The sequence below is a fragment of the Streptomyces sp. NPDC058741 genome (assembly GCF_042746715.1).
In the GTDB taxonomy this organism is placed as follows: domain Bacteria; phylum Actinomycetota; class Actinomycetes; order Streptomycetales; family Streptomycetaceae; genus Streptomyces.
Window position 1 is genome coordinate 1 of the sequence record NZ_JBHYQH010000030.1, and the last position, 21,623, is coordinate 21,623.

16 protein-coding genes are annotated in these 21,623 nt (G+C 71.0%); 6 read left to right on the top strand and 10 right to left on the bottom strand.

Going from position 1 to position 21,623, the window contains the following annotated elements:
• The first annotated feature begins 105 nt into the window (after positions 1-105).
• Positions 106-1,395: an HRDC domain-containing protein gene (locus ACFW6P_RS22470; protein ID WP_386347716.1), complete on the top strand. Its 1,290-nt coding sequence runs from the start codon at positions 106-108 to the stop codon at positions 1,393-1,395.
• An 11-nt stretch (positions 1,396-1,406) separates the two neighbouring features.
• On the opposite strand, the gene ACFW6P_RS22475 is transcribed toward ACFW6P_RS22470, so the two are convergent.
• From ACFW6P_RS22475 to ACFW6P_RS22485, 3 genes are read right to left on the bottom strand one after another with little or no spacing between them, the layout of a single operon-like run.
• The gene (locus ACFW6P_RS22475; protein WP_386347713.1) at positions 1,407-2,237 is read right to left on the bottom strand and encodes a carbohydrate ABC transporter permease; all 831 of its coding nucleotides are present in this window, start codon (positions 2,235-2,237) and stop codon (positions 1,407-1,409) included.
• On the bottom strand, positions 2,234-3,181 hold the full coding sequence (locus ACFW6P_RS22480) for a carbohydrate ABC transporter permease (protein WP_386347710.1): 948 nt from the start codon (positions 3,179-3,181) through the stop codon (positions 2,234-2,236). Before ACFW6P_RS22480 ends, ACFW6P_RS22475 begins: the two co-directional genes overlap by 4 nt.
• Positions 3,181-4,494, bottom strand: coding sequence for an ABC transporter substrate-binding protein (locus tag ACFW6P_RS22485; RefSeq protein ID WP_386424445.1), 1,314 nt, complete (start codon positions 4,492-4,494; stop codon positions 3,181-3,183). The genes ACFW6P_RS22480 and ACFW6P_RS22485 overlap by 1 nt, the downstream gene beginning before the upstream one ends.
• Positions 4,495-4,657: 163 nt before the next feature.
• Here ACFW6P_RS22485 and ACFW6P_RS22490 point away from each other — a divergent pair, with 163 nt between their 5' ends.
• From ACFW6P_RS22490 to ACFW6P_RS22505, 4 genes are all read left to right on the top strand, one after another.
• A complete protein-coding gene (locus tag ACFW6P_RS22490; protein ID WP_386424447.1) occupies positions 4,658-7,030 on the top strand; it encodes a glycoside hydrolase family 2 protein in 2,373 nt (790 codons plus the stop codon).
• Positions 7,027-8,064 carry a LacI family DNA-binding transcriptional regulator gene (locus tag ACFW6P_RS22495; RefSeq protein ID WP_386347701.1) on the top strand — a complete coding sequence of 346 codons (1,038 nt, stop codon included), beginning with the start codon at positions 7,027-7,029 and terminating at the stop codon, positions 8,062-8,064. The genes ACFW6P_RS22490 and ACFW6P_RS22495 overlap by 4 nt, the downstream gene beginning before the upstream one ends.
• Before the next feature lie 119 nt (positions 8,065-8,183).
• Positions 8,184-9,401, top strand: coding sequence for a thiolase family protein (locus ACFW6P_RS22500; protein WP_386347698.1), 1,218 nt, complete (start codon positions 8,184-8,186; stop codon positions 9,399-9,401).
• Positions 9,398-11,527, top strand: a complete 2,130-nt coding sequence (locus tag ACFW6P_RS22505) for a 3-hydroxyacyl-CoA dehydrogenase NAD-binding domain-containing protein (protein WP_386347696.1) — start codon at positions 9,398-9,400, stop codon at positions 11,525-11,527. The genes ACFW6P_RS22500 and ACFW6P_RS22505 overlap by 4 nt, the downstream gene beginning before the upstream one ends.
• 87 nt (positions 11,528-11,614) lie before the next feature.
• On the opposite strand, the gene ACFW6P_RS22510 is transcribed toward ACFW6P_RS22505, so the two are convergent.
• A complete protein-coding gene (locus ACFW6P_RS22510) occupies positions 11,615-12,634 on the bottom strand; it encodes a hypothetical protein (protein ID WP_386347694.1) in 1,020 nt (339 codons plus the stop codon).
• Between the two features lie 80 nt (positions 12,635-12,714).
• Between ACFW6P_RS22510 and ACFW6P_RS22515 the strand changes: the two genes are divergently transcribed.
• Positions 12,715-13,086 carry an NTP pyrophosphohydrolase gene (locus ACFW6P_RS22515; RefSeq protein ID WP_386347691.1) on the top strand — a complete coding sequence of 124 codons (372 nt, stop codon included), beginning with the start codon at positions 12,715-12,717 and terminating at the stop codon, positions 13,084-13,086.
• An 18-nt stretch (positions 13,087-13,104) separates the two neighbouring features.
• Here the strand turns inward: ACFW6P_RS22515 and ACFW6P_RS22520 are convergent, their stop codons facing one another.
• From ACFW6P_RS22520 to ACFW6P_RS22545, 6 genes are all read right to left on the bottom strand, one after another.
• Complete coding sequence (locus ACFW6P_RS22520; protein ID WP_386347688.1) at positions 13,105-14,604, bottom strand: amino acid permease; 1,500 nt, start codon at positions 14,602-14,604, stop codon at positions 13,105-13,107.
• A 154-nt stretch (positions 14,605-14,758) separates the two neighbouring features.
• Complete coding sequence (gene dxs / locus ACFW6P_RS22525) at positions 14,759-16,699, bottom strand: 1-deoxy-D-xylulose-5-phosphate synthase (RefSeq protein WP_386347686.1); 1,941 nt, start codon at positions 16,697-16,699, stop codon at positions 14,759-14,761.
• Positions 16,700-16,888: 189 nt separating this feature from the next.
• Positions 16,889-18,181, bottom strand: a complete 1,293-nt coding sequence (locus tag ACFW6P_RS22530) for a sugar ABC transporter permease (RefSeq protein WP_386347684.1) — start codon at positions 18,179-18,181, stop codon at positions 16,889-16,891.
• Positions 18,178-18,969 carry an ATP-binding cassette domain-containing protein gene (locus ACFW6P_RS22535; RefSeq protein ID WP_386347682.1) on the bottom strand — a complete coding sequence of 264 codons (792 nt, stop codon included), beginning with the start codon at positions 18,967-18,969 and terminating at the stop codon, positions 18,178-18,180. The genes ACFW6P_RS22530 and ACFW6P_RS22535 overlap by 4 nt, the downstream gene beginning before the upstream one ends.
• Before the next feature lie 160 nt (positions 18,970-19,129).
• Positions 19,130-20,239, bottom strand: coding sequence for a substrate-binding domain-containing protein (locus ACFW6P_RS22540; RefSeq protein ID WP_386348091.1), 1,110 nt, complete (start codon positions 20,237-20,239; stop codon positions 19,130-19,132).
• Positions 20,240-20,373: 134 nt separating this feature from the next.
• Complete coding sequence (locus tag ACFW6P_RS22545; RefSeq protein ID WP_386348088.1) at positions 20,374-21,585, bottom strand: ROK family protein; 1,212 nt, start codon at positions 21,583-21,585, stop codon at positions 20,374-20,376.
• Positions 21,586-21,623: the final 38 nt, after the last annotated feature.

Sequence of the window (21,623 nt, forward strand, 5' to 3'; positions counted from 1 at the left end):
CGTCACCCGCCCGCTCCCCCCGGGGACGTGTTTTACGCCCCCCCGCGCCCCCCCTTCGAACCGTCCCGGCGCCGGCCGCCGTCCATCCACGGATACCCTTGACAGGTGACCGACGCCCACGACACCGCAGCAGACAGCCCACTGCGAACCACCGGAGGCGCCCCTCCGGACGACGGCGGATCTTCTGTTACGGAGGCGCCGATCCCTCTGCTGGAGCCGCGTGAGGGCATCCCGCCCGTCATCGCGGACGAAGCCGCCCTGGCCCGGGCCGTCGCCGCCTTCGAGACGGGCACCGGCCCCGTCGCCGTCGACGCCGAGCGGGCGTCCGGCTACCGCTACGGCCAGCGCGCCTACCTCGTGCAACTGCGCCGCGAGGGCGCCGGCACCGCGCTGATCGACCCCGTCGCCTGCCCCGACCTCTCCGCCCTGGGCGAGGCCCTGTCCGGCGCCGAGTGGGTGCTCCACGCGGCCACCCAGGACCTGCCCTGCCTGCGCGAGATAGGCATGGTGCCGACGCGGCTGTTCGACACGGAGCTGGCCGGGCGGCTGGCCGGGTTCCCCCGGGTCGGCCTCGGCGCGATGGTGGAGGGCGTCCTCGGCTTCGTGCTGGAGAAGGGCCACTCCGCCGTCGACTGGTCCACCCGTCCGCTGCCCGAGCCCTGGCTGCGGTACGCGGCGCTGGACGTCGAGCTGCTCGTCGACCTGCGCGACGCGCTGGAGAAGGAGCTGGACCGGCAGGGCAAGCTCGACTGGGCCCGCCAGGAGTTCCACGCGATCGCCTCCGCTCCCCCGCCCGAGCCGCGCAAGGACCCCTGGCGGCGCACGTCCGGCATGCACAAGGTGCGCCGCCGGCGGCAGCTGGCCGTGGTCCGGGAGCTGTGGCAGACCCGGGACCGGATCGCGCAGCGGCGGGACGTCTCGCCCGGAAAGGTGCTGGGGGACGCCGCCATCGTGGAGGCCGCGCTGGCACTTCCGGCCAACGTGCACGCGCTCGCCGCACTGAACGGTTTCGGACACCGCATGGGCAAGCGGCAGCTGGAGCAGTGGCAGGCGGCCGTGGACCGGGTCAAGGACCTGAGCGAGGCGCAGCTGCCGCAGCCGGGGCAGCAGGTGCCGGGCCCGCCGCCGCCCCGGGCGTGGGCCGACAAGGACCCGGCGGCCGCGGCCCGGCTGTCCGCGGCGCGGGCCGGGGTGTCGGCGCTCGCCGAGCGGCTCGCCATGCCGCAGGAGAACCTGATCACGCCGGACACCGTGCGGCGGGTGTGCTGGGAGCCGCCGGCGGTGGTGGACGCGCAGTCCGTCACGGCGGCGCTGGCCGGCCACGGGGCCCGGCCCTGGCAGGTGGAGCAGGTCACACCGGTGCTGGTGGCCGCGTTGTCCGCCGAGGCGCCGTAGAAGGCGCCTCGTCACCGCGTCGCCCCCTGGGTGAAGCCGTTGTAGATGTAGCGCTGGAGGCACAGGAAGACGATCAGGGTCGGGAGGATCACCAGGATCGCCCCGGCCGAGATCGTCTCCCAGTGGGCGCCGAAGGGGCCCTTGAAGCGGAACAGGGACGTCGAGATCACGCCAAGATCCTCCGAGGGCATGTAGAGGAACGGGATGTAGAAGTCGTTGTAGGTGGTGATGCCCTTGACGATCACCACCGTGGCGATCGCCGGCTTCAGCAGCGGAAAGATGATCTTGCGGTAGACGGTGAAGGAGTTGGCGCCGTCCAGGCGGGCCGCCTCGTCCAGGGAGACCGGGATGGACCGCACGAACTGCAGGAAGATGTAGATCGACACGATGTCGGTGCCCATGTAGAGGGCGATCGGGGCCCACAGGCTGTCGAACATGCCGAAGGTGTTCACGATCTGGAAGGTCGCCACCTGGGTCGTGACGCCGGGGACCAGCGCGGCGATCAGGAACAGTGCCACGACGAGTTTCCTGAAGCGGAAGGTGAAGCGGTCGATGGCGTAGGCGGTCATCGAGCCGATCAGGACCGTGCCGCCGATGGCGAAGAGCAGGATGACGGCCGTGTTGGCGAACGCCGAGAGCATCCGGCCGTCCTGGAACGCCGTCACGTAGTTGCCGAGGTTGAGCAGGTCGCCGGGCAGGGCGAGGGCCCCGCTGCCGTCGGCCATCTCCCGCTCGGTCTTCAGCGACGTCAGCAGCACGGCCGTCAGCGGCAGCAGGACCACCACCGTCGCGGCGATCAGGGACAGGTACACCGAGGCGCGGGCGAGTGCGCGGCGTGTCATGCGAGGTCCACCTTGTCGTCGGGGACGAGGCGCCGCTGGACCCAGGTCACCGCAAGGACGATCAGCAGCAGCACGATCGCGGCCGCCGAGGCGAGTCCCGTCTTGTTGAACTGGAAGGCCAGCTTCACCGTCTGGATCACGAAGGTCTCGGTGCCGGTCGCCCCGCCGGTCATGACGTACGGGATCTCGAAGGCCGACAGGGAGCCGGAGATCGACAGGATCACCGTGAGCGACAGCACCGGCTTGATGCCGGGCGCGATGATGTGGCGGAACTGGTGCCAGCGGTTGGCGCCGTCCAGCTCGGCCGCCTCGTAGAGCTCGCCGGGGATCGACTGGATCGCGCCGAGGAACAGCACGAAGTTCAGGCCCAGGTAGCGCCAGACCGAGACGGCGGCGAGCGAGGTGTTCGCCGACGCCGGGGTGCCGAGCCAGGCGCGGTCGGTCTCCACGCCGAGCAGGCCGAGGACGGAGTCGAGGGTGCCGCCGTCCTGGAAGAAGTAGAGGAAGACGAAGCCGATCGCCACCCCGTTGATCAGGTACGGGAAGAACAGCACGCCCTTGAAGAAGTTCCGGAAGCGGACGTTGAAGCTCAGGACCGTGGCGAACCAGAGGGCGGCGGCGATCTGGAGGACGGAGGCGGCCAGGTAGTAGCCGCTGACCCAGAACACCTCGAACAGGTCGGAGCGCGTGAAGAGTTCGGCGTAGTTCTCGGCGCCCGTGTAGTGCAGCTCGGGGCTCACGCCGTCCCAGTCGGTGAAGCTGTACGCGACCATGTTGGCGATCGGCGCGTACGTGAAGACGATCAGCAGCGTGAGCGGGGCGAGCAGGAAGAGCCACGGGGTGGCCCCGCGCCACCGGCGTGCCGGGCGCGGGGCGGGGGCCGGGACGGGGGCGGCCGGCCCCGGGGCCGGGGCGGCGGCCGCCTTCGCGGTCGTGTCCGTCATCAGGACCCCAGCGACTTCTGGGTGTCGGTCCACTTCTTCGCGAGGCCGTCCAGGAAGTCGTCCAGGCTGCCCCGGGTGGCGCCGCGGGCGAGGTCGACGAGGTCCTGGCGGTAGTCGGGCTTGTTGATGCCGACCTCGGACCGGTTGTCGATGGCCTTGACCTGGGCGCCCTTGGTGTCGTCCAGGTCGAGGATCCTGACCCCGGCCTCCTCGTAGGGCCTCAGGACGTCGGGCAGCGGGTCGGACTTCAGCGGGGACAGGGTCAGGTTGTCCGCCGCGTACCCGGACTTCTCGGTGAACCAGTCGATCCAGGCGCGGGCGGCGGCCTTGTGCTCGGAGTGGACGTTGACGGCCTGGTTGTAGTCGGGCAGCGCCACCGCGCAGAACCTGCCGTCCTTCTGGGCGGGGAAGGGCATGAACCCGATGTCCTCGGGGTCGGTACCCGCCTGCTTCGCCGCGGCCCGCATCTGGGTCACGGCCCAGGAGCCGAGCCACATCGTGGCGATCTCGCCCTTGGCGATCCTCGGCTTGGAGGCCTCCCAGTTGGTGGTGGTGGGGTCCTTCTCGATCAGGTCCTCGCGGACGATGTCGTGGAGCAGCGTGTCGGCGACGCGCAGATCGGCGCCCTCGGCCCAGGGGTTGCCCTCGGCGAGTCTGGTGGTGGCCTGTTCGTCGCAGCTGACCGAGCCGTTGACCTGGGTCCACTGGGTGAGCGGCCACATGTCCTTGAAGTTGGTGTAGTAGGGGATCGCGTCGGTCTTCGCCCTGATCGCCTTGAGGTCGTCGAGGAACTCGGCCGGGGTCGTCGGCCAGTCGGCGACGCCGGCCCGCCGCCAGACCTTCTTGTTGTAGAGGAAACCGGGGACGGCGCCGAGCGGGCTCTGGCCGTAGACCTTGCCGTCGACGGTGGTGTAGTCGGTGAAGCGGTACTTCTCGCTGCGCTCGGCCCGGCTGCCGAGCGAGGCGAAGAACCTGGGGTAGTCCTTCTTCTCGATCACACCGGGGATCATGAGGACGTCGCCGTAGTTCTCCGTGTTCATACGGATCTTGACTTCGCCCTCGTAGTCCGTGATGCCGTCGAACTCGACCTTCACGCGGGGGTAGGTCCGGTTGAACTCGGCCGCGTACTTCTTCATGGTCCCGTCCTGCACGAGGTCGGTCCGGTGGGTGAGGACGGTGATGGTCCCGGTGACCTTGGACGGGTCGTCGGGCGCCTCGGCGTCGGCGCCCTTCGCACTGCCCCCGGTGCCGGTGCAGCCCGAGGCGAGCAGGGCGGCACCCACGGCGAGGGCGAGGAGGGTACGGCTTTTCATGTGCGTCAGCTCCGTTCGCGGAGAGCAACTCTGGACGGACGAGCACGTGCGGTATGGCTGGTTCGGCACTCTGACAGCGTCAGCTCAACCGGTAAAGTCCCAATCGCGCCAACGATGCGAAACCGACACATGACTTGTCACTGAACCGGTTAAGGGAGTGCGCATGCTGGAGGCCACACCGCTCGGCGACGGATGGACCCTGCGGCACGAGTCGGACACGCTGCCGGCCGTCGTCCCGGGCTGCGTGCACACCGACCTGCTGGCGGCCGGGGCGATCCCGGACCCGTTCCTCGGCCGCGCCGAGAGCGAGGTGGCCTGGGTGGGGCGCCGGGACTGGACGTACGAGCGGGAGCTCGACGGCCGGTCCGCGCAGGAGCAGACCGACCTGGTCTTCGACGGGCTCGACACCGTCGCCGAGATCGCCCTGGACGGGCGGCCGCTGGGGACGGTGCGGAACATGCACCGCTCGTACCGGTTCGACGTCACGGGCCTGTCCGGGCGGCTGTCCGTGCGGTTCGTCTCCGCCTACGCCGAGGCGGAGGCCGTCCGGGGCCGGCTGGGCGAGCGGCCCGGCGCCTACGCCGAGCCGTACCAGTACGTGCGCAAGATGGCCTGCTCGTTCGGATGGGACTGGGGACCGACCCTGGTGACGGCCGGGATCTGGCGGCCGGTGCGCCTGGAGCACTGGTCGACGGCCCGGATCGCGCGGGTGCGCCCCCTGGTCACGGTCGAGGAGGACACCGGTGTGGTCGAGCTGGCCGTCGCCGTCGAGCGGACCCGGGTGGAAGTGCCGCTCGTCCTGGAGGCCACGGCCGGCGGGGTGCGGGCCCGCGCGCAGGTCGAGGGCACGGACGGGGTGGTGCGGCTGCGGGTGCCGGACGTGGCGCTGTGGTGGCCGCGCGGCTACGGCGACCAGCCGCTGTACGACGTGGAGTTGAGGCTGCTGCACCAGGACGGTGAGCCGCTGGACGCGTGGCGGCGGCGCGTCGGCTTCCGGACCGCCGGCCTGGACACCTCACCGGACGGCCACGGCACCGGCTTCACCCTCGTCGTCAACGGCGAACGGCTCTTCGCGCGGGGCGTGAACTGGATCCCCGACGACGTCCTGCCCTCCCGCGTCACCCGCGCGCGCTACCGGGAGCGGCTGGAGCAGGCCGCCGGCGCGGGCGTCGACCTCGTACGGGTGTGGGGCGGCGGGATCTACGAGAGCGAGGACTTCTACGACGCCTGCGACGAGCTGGGCCTGCTGGTCTGGCAGGACTTCCCCTTCGCGTGCGCGGCCTACCCGGAGGAGCAGCCGCTGCGCGGCGAGGTGGAGGCCGAGGCCCGGGAGAACGTCGTACGGCTGATGCCGCACCCCTCGCTGGTGCTGTGGAACGGCAACAACGAGAACCTGTGGGGCTTCAGGGACTGGGGGTGGGAGCCGCGGCTGGCCGGGGGATCCTGGGGCGAGGGCTACTACCTGGGCCTGCTGCCGCGCGTGGTGGCCGAGCTGGACCCGACCCGGCCGTACACGGCGGGGAGCCCCTGGTCCGGGTCGTGGCGGCACCACCCGAACGACCCGGCGCACGGCACGCACCACTCGTGGGAGGTGTGGAACCGCGAGGACTACGCCGCCTACCGGCACAGCGTGCCGCGGTTCGTCGCCGAGTTCGGCTGGCAGGCGCCGCCCGCGTACGCCACACTGCGCCGGGCGCTGCCGGGCGAGGAGCTCGCCCCGGACTCCCCCGGGATGCTCCACCACCAGAAGGCGGACGACGGCAACGGCAAGCTGGAGCGGGGGCTGGCGCGGCACTTCGCGGTGCCGGCGGGGGACTTCGGCCGCTGGCACTACCTCATGCAGCTCAACCAGGCGCGTGCGGTCGCGGCCGGCATCGAGCACTGGCGGTCGCACTGGCCGGTGTGCGCGGGCACGGTCGTCTGGCAGCTCAACGACTGCTGGCCGGTGACGTCCTGGGCGGCGATCGACGGGGACGGCCGGGAGAAACCGCTGTACCACGAGCTGCGGCGGCTGTACGCGGACCGGCTGCTGACGCTGCGGGCGGCGGACGGCCGGCTGGAGCTGGCCGCCGTCAACCAGGCGGCGGACGACTGGGCCGGGACGCTGGTCCTGCGGCGGATGTCCGTCGGGGGCGAGGCGCTGGGAGCGTCGGAGGTGGAGCTGACCGTCCGGGGGCGGAGCGTGGCGCTGGCCGGGGTGCCGCCCGAGCTGGCGCCGGCCGGGCCGAAGGAGTTCCTCGTCGCGGATCTGGACGGGCTGCGGGCGCTGCACTTCCCGGCGCCGGACCGCGAGGTCCCCTACCCGGCGCCCGAGTTCGAGGTCGCTCTCGCGCCGGGCGGCATCACCGTCACCGCCCGCACCCTGGTACGGGACCTGCTGCTCCAGGCCGACCGGCTGGACCCGGGGGCGCGGGCCGACCGGGGGCTGGTGACACTGCTGCCCGGCGAGGAGGTGACCATCGGGGTGCGCGGATGGAAGACTCCGGACGCGGAAGTCGCCCGTTCGGCCCTGTACTGCGTGGAGCCCACCCGATGACGGCAACGCCCACCCCTCGCGTCACCATCAAGGACGTCGCCGCGCGCGCCGGCGTGTCCAAGGGTGCCGTGTCGCTCGCCTTCAACCACAAACCGGGCCTGTCCGAGGCGACCCGGGACCGGATCTTCCGGGCGGCGCGGGAGCTGGGGTGGGCGCCGAACCCCACGGCGCGGACGCTGGCAGGCTCCCGGGTGGACGCGGTGGGGCTCGCGGTGTGCCGGCCGGCCCGGATGCTGGGTCTGGAGCCCTGGTACATGGAGTTCGTCTCGGGCGTCGAGAGCGTGCTGGCCGAGCACTCGTGCTCCCTGCTGCTGCGGCTGGTGCGCGACCTGGAGGAGGAGGTGGGGGTCCAGGAGGCGTGGTGGCGGGGTCGGCAGGTCGGCGGGTCGATCCTGGTCGACTTCCGGGACGGCGACCCCCGGGTGGAGCTGGCGGAGCGGCTGGGGCTGCCGGTGGTCGCCGTCGGGCACCCGTCGCTGACCGGGCGCCTCACGTCGGTGTGGACCGACGACGCCACGGCCGTGACGGAGGCGGTGCGTTATCTGGCCGCGCTCGGGCACCGGCGGATCGCGCGGGTGGGCGGGGCGGCGGACCTCGGGCACACCTCGATCCGGACGGCCGCCTTCGACGAGGCGGTGGGCGCGCTGGGCCTGGCCGGGGCGTGGCAGGTGGCGACGGACTTCTCGGGGGACGCGGGGGCGCGGGCGACGCGGTCGCTGCTGACGGCGGCGGCGCCGGACCGGCCCACGGCGATCGTGTACGACAACGACATCATGGCCGTGGCCGGCCTGTCCGTGGCGGCGGAGATGGCGCTGCGGGTGCCTCAGGACGTGTCGCTGCTGGCGTGGGACGACTCGCAGCTGTGCCGGCTGACGCATCCGACGCTGTCCGCGATGAGCCATGACGTGCACGGATTCGGCGCGGAGGTGGCCCGGACGCTGTTCTCGGTGATCACCGGCGGTGAGGGCGGGTCGCATCCTGTGCCCACACCGGTGCTGACGCCCCGGGGGTCCACGGCTCCGCCGATGGTGTGACCTTCGCCGCTCGACGGGTCAGGACTGGGCAGCTACGTTACCCACAAGTAGCATGGGCCTGAGCGCGCGCTCAGCGCATCGCAGCAGCACTGCAGATCTGACCCTGGAGGAGAGCCATCGTGCCTCGTACCGTCAGGGACGTCGTCTTCGTAGACGGCGTCCGCACCCCGTTCGGCAAGGCGGGCCCGAAGGGCATCTACCACGAGACCCGTGCCGACGACCTCGTCGTGAAGGCGATCCGGGAGCTGCTGCGCCGCAACCCCGGCCTCGACCCCAAGAAGATCGACGAGGTCGCCATCGCCGCGACCACGCAGATCGGCGACCAGGGCCTCACCATCGGCCGCACCGCGGGCATCCTCGCCGGGCTCCCGCAGTCCGTGCCGGGCTACAGCATCGACCGCATGTGCGCCGGCGCCCTGACCGCCGTCACCACGGTGGCCGGTTCCGTGGCCTTCGGCGCATACGACATCGCCATCGCCGGCGGTGTCGAGCACATGGGCCGCCACCCCATGGGCGAGGGCGTCGACCCGAACCCGCGGTTCGTCTCCGAGAAGCTGGTCGACGAGTCGGCCCTCTTCATGGGCATGACGGCGGAGAACCTGCACGACCGCTACCCGCAGATCACCAAGCAGCGTGCCGACGAGTACGCCGTGCGCTCCCAGGAGAAGGCCGCCAAGGCGTACGCCAACGGCAAGATCCAGGCCGACCTGGTGCCGATCTCGGTCCGCCGCACCTCCTCCGAGGCCGGTGAGACGGGCTGGGGCCTGGTCACCGCCGACGAGCCGATGCGCCCGGGCACGACCCTGGAGAGCCTGGCCGGTCTGAAGACCCCGTTCCGCGTCCACGGCCGGGTCACCGCGGGCAACGCGGCCGGTCTGAACGACGGCGCCACCGCCTCCCTCATCGCCTCCGAGGAGTTCGCGCGGGAGAACGACCTCCCCGTGAAGATGCGCCTGGTCTCCTACTCCTTCGCGGGTGTGGAGCCCGAGGTCATGGGCTACGGCCCGATCCCGGCCACGGAGAAGGCGCTGGCGCAGGCCGGCCTGTCGATCTCCGACATCGGCCTGTTCGAGATCAACGAGGCCTTCGCCGTCCAGGTCCTCGCCTTCCTCGACCACTACGGCATCGCCGACGACGACGAGCGCGTCAACCAGTACGGCGGCGCCATCGCCTTCGGCCACCCGCTGGCCTCCTCCGGCGTCCGCCTGATGACGCAGCTGGCCCGCCAGTTCGAGGAGCAGCCGCACGTCCGCTACGGCCTGACCACCATGTGCGTCGGCTTCGGCATGGGCGCGACGGTCATCTGGGAGAACCCGCACTTCGAGGGGGACAAGTGAGCACCACCGCCGAGCTTCTGAAGCAGGCTTCCGAGCTGTTCCCGGACGAGGTCGTCACCGCGGCGCACGTACGCCACTTCGACCTCCCCCTGGCTGCCGGGCGCTTCGCCCTGATCACCCTGGACAACGGCCACGACCACACCAAGCCGACCACCTTCGGCCCGGCCTCGCTGGCGAACCTCAACGCCGCGATCGACCAGGTCGAGAAGGAGGCGGCGGACGGCGAGATCGTCGGTGCCGGCATCACCGGCAAGCCGTTCATCTTCGCGGTCGGCGCCGACCTCAAGGGCGTGGAGATCCTCAAGGAGCACGAGCACGCCCTCGCCATCGGCAAGGGCGGCCACGAGGTCTTCAAGCGGCTGTCGCAGCTGGCCGTGCCGACCTTCGCGTACTACAACGGCGCCGCGATGGGCGGCGGTGTCGAGGTCGGTCTGCACTGCACCTACCGCACCGTCTCCGCGGCCGTGCCGGCGTTCTCGCTGCCCGAGGTCTTCCTCGGCCTGGTCCCCGGCTGGGGCGGCTGCACGCTGCTGCCGAACCTGATCGGCCCCGAGAAGGCCGTCTCGGTGATCATCGAGAACAGCCTCAACCAGAACAAGCAGCTCAAGGGCAAGCAGGTCTACGAACTCGGGATCGCCGACGCGATCTTCGAGGGCGCGGACTTCCTGGAGCAGTCGCTGATCTGGACCTCCGCCGTCCTCAAGGGCGAGCTGCAGATCGAGCGCCCGGTGATCGACCGCGGCGAGGGCTGGGACCAGGCCGTCGCCAAGGGCCGCTTCATCGCCGACTCCAAGGTGCACGGCGCGGCCCCGGCCGCCTACCGCGCCCTGGACATCATCGCCGCCGCCAAGAACGGCGACCTCCAGCAGGGCTACGACGCCGAGGACCAGGCGCTCGCCGACCTCATCATGGGCGGCGAACTGCGCTCCGGCATCTACGCCTTCAACCTGGTGCAGAAGCGCGGGAAGCGCCCCGCCGGCGCCCCGGACAAGTCGCTGGCCCGCCCGGTCACCAAGGTCGGTGTCGTCGGCGCCGGCCTGATGGCCAGCCAGCTCGCCCTGCTGTTCCTGCGCCGCCTGGAGGTGCCGGTCGTGCTGACCGACATCGACCAGGAGCGCGTCGACAAGGGCGTGGGCTACGTCCACGCCGAGATCGACAAGCTGCTCGGCAAGGGCCGCGTCAACCAGGACAAGGCCAACCGCCTCAAGGCGCTGGTGTCCGGCGTCCTGGACAAGGCCGAGGGCTTCTCGGACGCCGACTTCATCATCGAAGCGGTCTTCGAGGAGATGGGCGTCAAGCAGAAGGTGTTCGCGGAGGTCGAGGCGGTCGCCCCGGCGCACGCGATCCTCGCCACCAACACCTCCTCGCTGTCGGTGTCGGAGATGGCGTCGAAGCTCCAGCACCCCGAGCGGGTCGTCGGCTTCCACTTCTTCAACCCGGTCGCGGTGCTGCCGCTGCTGGAGATCGTCCGCGGTGAGAGGACCGACGACGCCTCCCTGGCCACGGCGTTCGGCGTCGCCAAGAAGCTGAAGAAGACCGCGGTCCTCACCAAGGACGCCCCGGCGTTCGTCGTGAACCGCATCCTGACCCGCTTCATGGGCGAGATCCAGAACGTCATCGACGAGGGCACCCCCGTCGACGTCGCCGAGCGGGCCATCGAGCCGCTCGGTCTGCCGATGTCGCCGCTGGTCCTGCTGGAGCTCGTCGGCCCGGCGATCGGCCTGCACGTCTCCGAGACGCTCAACAGGGCGTTCCCGGACCGCTTCACGGTCTCCCCGAACCTCAAGGCGGTCGTCGAGGCGGGCAAGCGCGGCTTCTACGTCTACGACAGCGGCAAGCCCGAGCTCGACCCCGAGGTCGCCGCGCTGCTGAAGCAGGGCGACACCGTCCTGGCGGAGGAGCAGGTCCGCGAGCGCGTCCTGGACGCGGTGGCGCAGGAGATCGGCATCATGCTCGACGAGGGCGTCGTCGCCGAGGCGCAGGACATCGACCTCTGCCTCATCACGGGCGCCGGCTGGCCGTTCCACCTGGGCGGCATCACGCCGTACCTGGACCGCGAGGGTGTCTCGGAGCGCGTGAACGGCAAGAAGTTCCTGGCTCCGGGCGTCGCGAGCGTCCCGGCGTAACGCGTCACTCCCCGAGGAGGGGCGGGGCGTACGGCAGTGGTCCGTACGCCCCGCCCCTCCCTCGTGTTCGGCTGCCGCGCGGGGAGTTCAGATCTCCCGCCACGCCTCCAGCGCCAGCCCGGGCTCGTCCTTGCGGCGGGTCAGGCGCACGGTCCCCGTGGAGGGCGCCAGGGAGGCCGCGACGACCTCCTCGTGCTCGTCGAGCGTCACCGACACCAGGGCGTCGGCGGGCAACAGCGGCCCGGACTCCGTCCACCAGGCCCCGGCCGGCTCCTGCTCGGTGGGGTAGGCGGCGAAGGCGACCCGGCCGCTCGCCGAGCGCTGTGCGAGCACGATGCAGTCGTGCTCCTCGATGACGCACCGTACGGCCGAGACGGGACCCGGTCCGGCGGCGGCGAGGAGGGTCACCGGCTTCTCCCCGGGGCGCCAGGCGCACAGGTCTCCGGACAGGTCCGTGAAGAAGAGGGTGGTGTGTCCGGCGGACGTCGCGAGCGCCCGCAGGGTTCCGGGACGTACGGGCGCGTCGATCCCCTCGGCCCGCACGGGCTTCTCGCCGTCGCCCTCCTGGCGCCAGCGCAGGATCCGGCCGGGCGCCGCGGCATACAGCTCCACCAGGCCCGACTCCCCCGTCACCGGGGCGAGCTCCCCTTCGACACCGTCCCCTTCGAGGTCGTGCCAGGCGCCCCAGCCGCCCTTCACCTTCTGGTTGCGCAGGCTGACCCCGCCGCCGCCGTTGCGCACGAAGACGTAGGCGCGCCCCGCGCCGTCGACGGTCACGGCGGGCGGGCCGGTGCGGTCGCCCTTCTTGTCCGGGTGGCCGATCGGGACCCAGTCGAGGGGCGCGAGGCGGGGCCGGAAGTGCGTGGAGTGCACCAGCCCCGACTCCCCCGGCACGGTGGGCCGCCAGGCGGCCAGATGGGCGTACCCGTCGGCGCCCTGTCCCACCGCCGCGGCCGGGAGCAGCCTCTGGGTGCCGCCGACGGTTCGCGGGGCGTCCTCCCAGGGGCCGCCGGGGCCCAGTTCCGCACGGCACAGGACGGCGTCGCCGGAGGGCAGATAGACGGTGAGGCGGCCGTCACGGCCGCGGATGAGCCAGTCGCCGTTCACGGCTTCACCTTATGCGGCCGGGCCGGCGGGACGTACCGCCCACCCCTGCCCTGGCCGTGTCCGCGTGCGACCCTGGCCGGATGGACGACACCGCGCCGCTCCTGCTCGTCGTCGACGCCGCCAACGTCGTCGGGTCCGTGCCCGACGGGTGGTGGCGGGACCGCAAGGGGGCGGCGGAGCGGCTGCGCGACCGGCTGGCGGTGGACGGGGCGCCGGGGGTGCCCGGGCCGGTGGAGATCGTGCTGGTGGTGGAAGGAGCGGCCCGGGGGGTGGAGTCGGTGCCGGGGGTGAGGGTGTCGCCGGCTCCGGGCAGCGGGGACGACCACATCGTGGAGGTCGTCGCCGCGGCCGGCGGGCGCGCGGTGCTGGTGGTGACGGCGGACCGCGAACTGCGCGGACGGGTCGGAGAGCTGGGTGCGGAGGTGGCCGGGCCGCGCACGGTCCGCCCGTAGCGGCCCGGCCCCCGCACGTCAGACCCGGTCCGCCGCCTGCGTCTGCTCGGGCTTGGCCAGCCGGCTGTGTGTACGGCCGTAGACGAAGTACACGACGAAGCCGACCGCCATCCAGATGCCGAACCGCACCCAGGTCTCCGTCGGCAGGTTGATCATCAGCCACAGGGACGCGCCCACCGACAGGATCGGGATGACCGGCACCCACGGGGTGCGGAACGCCCGGGGCAGGTCGGGCCGCGTCCGCCTGAGGATGATCACGCCGATCGCGACGACCACGAACGCGAACAGCGTGCCGATGTTCACCAGGGCCGCCAGCTCCGTGAGCGGCGTGAACCCGGCCAGGACGGCGATGAGCACGCCGAGCAGGATCGTCGGCCGGTGCGGCGTCTTGAAGCGCGGGTGGACGTGCGAGAAGAAGCGCGGCAGCAGCCCGTCACGGCTCATCGCGAAGAACACCCGGGTCTGCCCGAGCAGCAGGATCATGCACACCGTCGTCAGGCCGACCGCGGCGCCGAAGCTGATGAAGCCCGCGTACCACGGGTGCCCGGTGGCCTTGAAGGCGTCGGCGAGCGGCGCGTCGACGGAGAGCTTGGTGTAGTTCTGCATGCCGGTGACGACGATCGACACGAGGACGTACAGGGTGGTGCAGATCAGCAGCGAGCCGAGGATGCCCCGCGGCATGTCCCGCTGCGGGTTGCGCGTCTCCTCCGCGGCCGTGGCCACCACGTCGAAGCCGATGAAGGCGAAGAACACGACGGACGCGGCGGTGAAGATGCCCATTACACCGAAGTTGGACGGGGCCCAGCCGAACATCAGCTGGATCAGCGGGGCCTGGAGACTGCCGCCGGCCTCGACGGCCTTCGCCTCCGGGATGAACGGGTCGTAGTTGTCGGCCTTGATGAGGAACGCGCCCGCGACGATCACCACGAGCACGACGAGCACCTTGATGGCGACGACGATCGAGGTGATCCGCGCCGACAGCTTCATGCCGAGGACGAGGATGCCGGTCAGGACGAGGACGAGCCCGGCGGCGAGGATGTCGAACCCGAACACGTCGGCGCCCTCACGACTGCCCAGGGCCGCGGGCATCGTCCAGCCCGCGTTGTCCATGAGCGACTGGATGTAGCCCGACCAGCCGACGGCGACCACCGCCGTGCCGAGCGCGAACTCCAGGACGAGGTCCCAGCCGATGATCCAGGCGGGCAGTTCGCCGAGGGAGGCGTACGAGAACGTGTAGGCGGACCCGGCGACCGGGACCGTGGAGGCGAACTCGGCGTAACAGAGCGCGGCCAGCGCGCAGACGACACCGGCCACCACGAACGCCAGGGCCACCGCCGGACCGGCGTTGTCCTTGGCGACGGTGCCGGTGAGGACGAAGATGCCGGTGCCGATGATCACGCCGACGCCGAAGACGGTCAGATCGAGCGCGGACAGGGATTTCCTGAGCGCGTGCTCCGGCTCCTCGGTGTCGCGGATGGACTGCTCGATCTTCTTCGTCCGGAAGAGGGTGCTGCTCACGGGGGCCTCCACGCTTGTCGTCCTCGACATGATCGAGAGGTGGCTTCCTGCGTATGCCCGGGGCATGGACATATTCACGCCAATGGGCCGGTCGCACCACCCTCGCGGTGGGGAAACCGGCCCATCCCGAACCCGTTCGGCGGCTCGGCCCGCCTCAGTCGCGCGCGCTCTCCACCGGGTCGACGGCGTCCACGGCCTCGGCCGCGCCGCGCTCGTACCGTCCGTCCAGCTCGGCGACCAGCCCGGTCACCTGGCGGGCGATGTCCGGCGCGGTGAGGCCGATCTCGGCCAGGACCTCGGCGCGCGAGGCGTGGTCGAGGAAGCGCGGCGGGATGCCGAAGTCGCGCAGCGGCACGTCGACGCCCGCGTCGCGCAGCGCCTGCGCGATCGCCGAGCCGACGCCGCCGACGCGGCTGTTGTCCTCGACGGTGACGACCACGCGGTGTCCCTCGGCGAGCGGCGCCATGGCCTCGTCGACGGGCTTGACCCAGCGCGGGTCGACGACGGTCGTGGAGATGCCCTGCTTGTCGAGCAGACCGGCGATCTCCAGGCACATCGGCGCGAGGGCGCCCACGGAGACCAGCAGCACGTCCGGGCGGTCGGTGCCGGGCTCGCGCAGCACGTCCATGCCGCCGACGCGGCGCACGGCGGGTACGGCGGGGCCGACGGCGCCCTTGGAGAAGCGGACCACGGTCGGCGCGTCGTCGACGGCGACGGCCTCGCGCAGCTGGGCGCGGACCTGGTCGGCGTCGCGCGGCGCGGCCAGCCGCAGCCCCGGCACGACCTGGAGGATCGACATGTCCCACATGCCGTTGTGGGAGGCCCCGTCGGTGCCGGTGATCCCGGCCCGGTCCAGGACGAAGGTGACGCCGCACTTGTGCAGGGCGACGTCCATCAGCACCTGGTCGAAGGCGCGGTTGAGGAAGGTCGCGTACACCGCGAACACCGGGTGCACCCCGCCGGTCGCGAGGCCGGCCGCGGAGACGGCGCCGTGCTGCTCGGCGATGCCGACGTCGTAGACCCGCTCCGGGAAGCGCTTGGCGAACCTGTCGAGGCCGACCGGCTGCAGCATGGCGGCCGTGATGGCGACGATGTCCTCGCGCTCCTCGCCGAGCCTGACCATCTCCTCGCCGAACACAGAGGTCCAGTCGGCGCCGGAGGAGGCGATGGGCAGGCCCGTGTCGGGGTGGATCTTGCCGACGGCGTGGAAGCGGTCGGCCTCGTCCTGGAGGGCGGGCTGGTAGCCGCGGCCCTTCTCGGTGAGGCAGTGCACGATGACGGGGCCGCCGAACCGCTTGGCCCGCGCCAGGGCGGACTCCAGGGCCTCCAGGTCGTGCCCGTCGATCGGCCCGACGTACTTCAGGCCGAGGTCCTCGAACATGCCCTGCGGGGCGATGAAGTCCTTCAGGCCCTTCTTCGCGCCGTGCAGGGTGTCGTACAGCGGCCGGCCGACGACCGGGGTGCGCTCCAGGACCTCCTTGGTGCGGGCGAGGAAGCGCTCGTAGCCGTCGGTGGTGCGCAGGGTCGCCAGGTGGTTGGCGAGGCCGCCGATGGTCGGCGCGTAGGACCGCTCGTTGTCGTTGACGACGATGACGAGCGGGCGGTCCTTGGCGTCGGCGATGTTGTTCAGCGCCTCCCAGGCCATGCCGCCGGTCAGGGCGCCGTCGCCGATGACGGCCACGACGTGGTCGTCGCGCTTCATCAGCTGGTTGGCCTTGGCGATGCCGTCGGCCCAGCCGAGGACGGTCGAGGCGTGCGAGTTCTCGATGACGTCGTGCTCGGACTCGGCCTGCGAGGGGTAGCCGGACAGGCCGCCCTTCATCTTGAGCCTCGAGAAGTCCTGGCGGCCGGTGAGGAGCTTGTGGACGTAGGACTGGTGGCCGGTGTCCCAGAGCACCTTGTCCTTGGGCGATTCGAAGACCCGGTGCAGGGCGATGGTGAGCTCCACCACGCCGAGGTTGGGGCCGAGGTGACCGCCGGTCTTGGAGACCGCTTCGACAAGGAAGGTCCGGATCTCCTCCGCCAGCCGGTTCAGCTCTTCCAGGCTGAGCCGGTCCAGATCGCGCGGTCCCCTGATTCGGGTCAGCAGCGGCACCCGTGCCTCCTTGCAGTAGAGCTGTTGCCGGGCGTGTCGAGTCTAATCTTCCGCCATGGCGGACGGTGGCCGGGCGGTGGGTCGTACATCACCCGATAGCCGTACCCGGCGCGGCGCGTTCCACGACACGGCTGTGCCCGGCACCGCCATGGGTGCCGGGCACAGGTCCGGGGACGGGCGCCGATGCCGTCAGGCGCGGCCCGCCGTCCGCTGCGTCCTGCGGGTGACCGAGTCGATGACCACGGTCGCCAGCAGCACGCCACCGGTGATCATGTACTGGACCGGCGCGCCGGTGCCCTGGAGGGCCAGGCCGTACTGGATCGAGGTGATCACCATGACACCGAGCAGGGCGTTCCAGATGCGGCCGCGGCCGCCGAAGAGGCTGGTGCCGCCGATGACGGCCGCCGCGATGACGTTCATCAGCAGGTCGCCGGCGCCGGCGCTCTGGTTGGCGGCGGCGATCTTGGAGGCCCAGAACAGGCCGCCGACCGCGGCGAACAGGCCCGCTATGGCGAAGACCGAGACCCGGACCGCGACCACGTTGATGCCCGCGCGGCGGGACGCCTCGACGCTGCCGCCGAGCGCGAACACCTTGCGGCCGTACGCGGTGCGGCGGACCAGGAAGTCCATGGCGACCAGCACGACGATGAACAGCAGCAGCGCCAGGGGCAGGCCCTTGTACTGGTTGAACATGACCGCTGCGGCGAAGGCGACGACGGCCAGCAGACCGGTGCGCAGCAGGATGTCGCTCAGCGGCCGGGACGGGACGCCGGCGGCCTCGCGGCGGCGGCTGTCGAGGAAGGCGGCGGCGAAGTAGCCCACGACCGCGAGCGCCGCGAGGCCGTACGCGGCGGCGACGTCGGAGAAGTAGTGCGTGGTCAGCTGTCCGACCACGCCGTCGCTGTCGATGTTGATCGTGCCGTTCTCGCCCAGCAGTTGGAGCATGAAGCCGTTCCAGAACAGCAACCCCGCCAGGGTGACCGCGAAGGCCGGTGCCCCGATCTTCGCGAAGAAGAAGCCGTGCAGCGCGCCGATCAGCGCTCCGCCGACGACGGCGATCAGCAGGGCGAGCCATTCGTTGACGCCGTGCGTGATGGAGAGCACGGCGAAGACGGCGCCGGAGACACCGCTGACCGAGCCGACCGACAGGTCGATCTCCCCGAGCAGCAGCACGAAGATGATGCCGACGGACATCATGCCGGTGGCGACCATGGCGACGGAGATGTCGTTGAGGTTCTTCGCGGACAGGAAGGCCGAGTTCAGGCTCTGGAAGATGACGCAGATGACGACCAGGCCGACGACGACGGGGATCGACCCCAGGTCACCGCCGCGGATCTTGCGCTTGAACTCGCTGAGGTAGCCCGCGAGGCCCTGCTCCCGGACGAGCAGCCGGGGGTCGACGGCGGTGTCGGAACCGGCGGCCGCCTCGGGGTTCTCCATGATGACCTCGCCGGTGGGCGTGGAGGTCTTGTCGATGCTCACTTCTGAGCCTCCCCGTTGCTGCGCGCCGCACGGCGGGTCACGGCGTTGTCCGTGGCACCGGTGATGGCGGAGATGATCTCTTCCTGCGAGGTCGACTTGACCTCGAAGACGCCGTTGTTGCGGCCGAGGCGCAGGACGGCGACCTTGTCCGCGACGGCCTTGACGTCGGCCATGTTGTGGCTGATGAGGATCACGGCGTGGCCGCGCTCGCGCAGCCGCTCCACGAGGTCGAGGACCTGCGCGGTCTGCTCGACGCCGAGGGCGGCGGTGGGCTCGTCGAGGATGACCAGCTTGGGCTCGCCGAGCATGGAACGGGCGATGGCCACGGTCTGGCGCTGACCGCCGGAGAGCGAGGCGATCGGGATGCGGACGCTGGGGATGCGGATCGACAGCGTCTGGAGCAGCTCACGGGAGCGGCGCTCCATCTCGACCTCGTCGAGGACACCGCGCTTGCGGATCTCCCGGCCGAGGTAGAGGTTGCCGACGACGTCGATGTTGTCGCACAGCGCGAGGTCCTGGTAGACGGTCGCGATGCCCAGGTGCTGGGCGTCGTGCGGCTTGTTGATCTGGACGGCCCTGCCGTCCCATTCGATGACGCCCTCATCGATGGGGTGCACGCCGGCGATCGTCTTGACCAGCGTGGACTTTCCGGCGCCGTTGTCGCCGACCAGGGCGACCACCTCACCGGCGTGGACCTCAAGCTCTACGTCGGTGAGCGCCTGGACGGCACCGAATCGCTTGGAGACCCCGCGCAACGCCAGCACGGGCGTAGCGGACACGTGAACCATCTCCTTCGCCGCCTGACCCGGCGGGAGGTTGTGCAGAAGAGTGGGAGGGGGGTTCCGTCCGGCGCCCCGCCTAGCTTGCGGGGCTGGTGTTGCGGGGCGCCGGAGGAGCTGTGCGCGGCTGTCCCGCGGGCCGTGCGGCCGGCGGGAGTCGCGGGACCGCTTACTTGAGGCCGAGCTTGTCGCAGGCCGCCTTGAACTTGGCGGTGCAGATCTCGTCGACCGTGTAGACACCGTCCTTGATGACGGTGTCCTTGATGTTCTCCTGGGTCAGCGAGACGACCGGCACGAGGACGGACGGGACGCCCTTGGTGGTGGGGCTGTCGACCTTGTCCTTGGCGACGGAGTCGAGGGACTCGCCGCGGGCGAGCGCGACGGCCATCTTCGCGGCGGCCTCGGCCTCGGGGGCGTACGGCTTGTAGACGCTCATGTACTGCTCACCGGCGACGATGCGCTGCACACCGGCGAGTTCGGCGTCCTGGCCGGTGACGGGCGGCAGCTTGTCGAAGCCGCCGGCCTTCAGGGCCGTGATGATGCCGCCCGCCATGCCGTCGTTGGCGGAGTAGACGCCGACGATCTTGTCCTTGCCGAGGGCGGAGATGGCGCCCTCCATGTTCTTGTTGGCGTTCTCCGGCTTCCACTCCTTGGTGTCGTACTCCTTGCCGATCTTCACCTTGCCGTCGAGCACGGAGTGGGCGCCCTTCTTGAACAGGGCGGCGTTCGGGTCGGTGATCGACCCGTTCATCATGACGATCTGCCCGTCCTTGGCCTTGTCGCCCAGGGCCTTCAGCAGGGCCTCGCCCTGGGTCTTGCCGACCTGCTCGTTGTCGAACGAGGTGTAGGCGTCGATCGGGCCCTCGGCCAGGCGGTCGTAGGCGACGACGGGGATGCCGGCGTCCTTGGCCTTCTTCACCGAGTTGGCGATCGCCTTGGCGTCCACCGCGTCCAGGACGAGCACGTCCACCTTGTTGGTGATCATGGTCTCGACCTGCTGGTTCTGGACCGTGGCGTCCTGCTTGGCGTTGGCGTAGACGACCTCGCCCTTGTTGTTCGTCAGCTCCTTGATCTGCTTCTCGATCAGGACCCGGTCGAACTTCTCGTAACGCGCGGTCTGGTTCTCCGGGAGCAGGAGACCGACCTTGATGTTGTCGCCCTTCTTGGCGGCCGCGTCCTTCGAGGAGTCGCTTCCGCCGTCGGCCTCCTTGGCGCTGCCACAGGCGGCGAGGGAAACGGCCATGGCGGTGGCGGCAACGGCAAAGGCGGCACGGCGCATACGCGTGTTCACTTCTAGAAACCTCCCTGACGAGGCCGCGACATTGCGGCCGAGGTGGCTGGAAGTCAACTCGGCCATACGTGCGACGTCAAGAAGTAAATCCTTAACGAGATGGCAACGGTGCCATCCGTTCTCTAAGTGAAGGCAGGCGTGGCCGCCTGCAGCGCCCCGGCCGCAGTCCCGTCCAAAAGCGTCGAATCGCCCATCTCGCTGAGGGCCAGGGCGAGCGCCCCGAGCACCTCGGCGCGGCCGCCGAGAGCCCCGGGGAGCACGGACAACTGCCGTGCCGCGCTGGGGATCGCGTAGCGCGAGACGGACTCCCGGATGGGCCCGAGCACCAGCTCGCCGGCCTCGGCGAGATCACCGCCGAGCACGACACGGCTCGGGTTCAGCAGGTTGCAGAGGTTGGCCACCCCACTGCCGATGTGGCGGCCGACGTCGGCGATCACCCGACGGCAGCCCGGGTCTCCGTCCCGTGCGAGCCGCACGACGCCCTCCATGGTCAGATCGGTGCCGTGACTGGACTGCAGGAGCGGCAGCACGTAGCGCGCGGCCGTGAAGGTCTCCAGGCAGCCGCGGTTGCCGCAGCGGCAGACCGGGCCGGATTCGTCGAGTGTAATATGCCCTATTTCTCCAGCGGTGCCCCCGGGGCCCCGGTAGATTCTGCCGTTGATCACCAGGCCGGCGCCGACTCCGCTCGCGACCTTGATGTACGCCAGGTCGCGCTTGCCCCTGCCGCTGCCCCAGACCATCTCGCCCAAGGCGCCGAGGTTGGCGTCGTTGTCCACGTGCACGGGGACGCCGAGACGGCCGCGGAGCTCCTCGGCGGGCCTGGTGCCGGTCCAGCCCGGGAGGATGGCCGTCGAGCCGAGGGTGCCGGACTCGACGTCGATGGGGCCGGGGACGCCCAGGCCCACGCCGGCGATCTTGGAGCGGTCCACGCCCGTGGCCTCGATCAGGCGGCTGACCAGCTGTTCCGCGCGGTCGAAGCCCTGGGTCGACGAGGCGTCGACGTCGAGGGGCTCGGACTCCTCGGCGAGGACCTGGTGGGCCAGGTTGCCGATGGCGACGCGCAGGTGGGTGTGACCGAAGTCGACGCCGATGACGATGCCGGCGTCCCCGCTGAGGGAGACGCTGCGGGCCCTGCGGCCGCCGGACGAGGTCGGGGTGACCTCGACGGTGCCGTTCTCTTTCAACTCCCGCACGATATTGGAGACCGTCGCCGCGGACAGGCCCGTGGTACGGGCGATCTCGGCCTGGGTGAGGGAGCCCGCCAGGCGCACGGCACGTACGACCCGTTCCAGGTTGGCTCGGTGCAGCGATGACTGCGACCCCGGAGTCTCCACGACGACCTCCTGCGCGCGGGGCCGCATCGATGAGACCC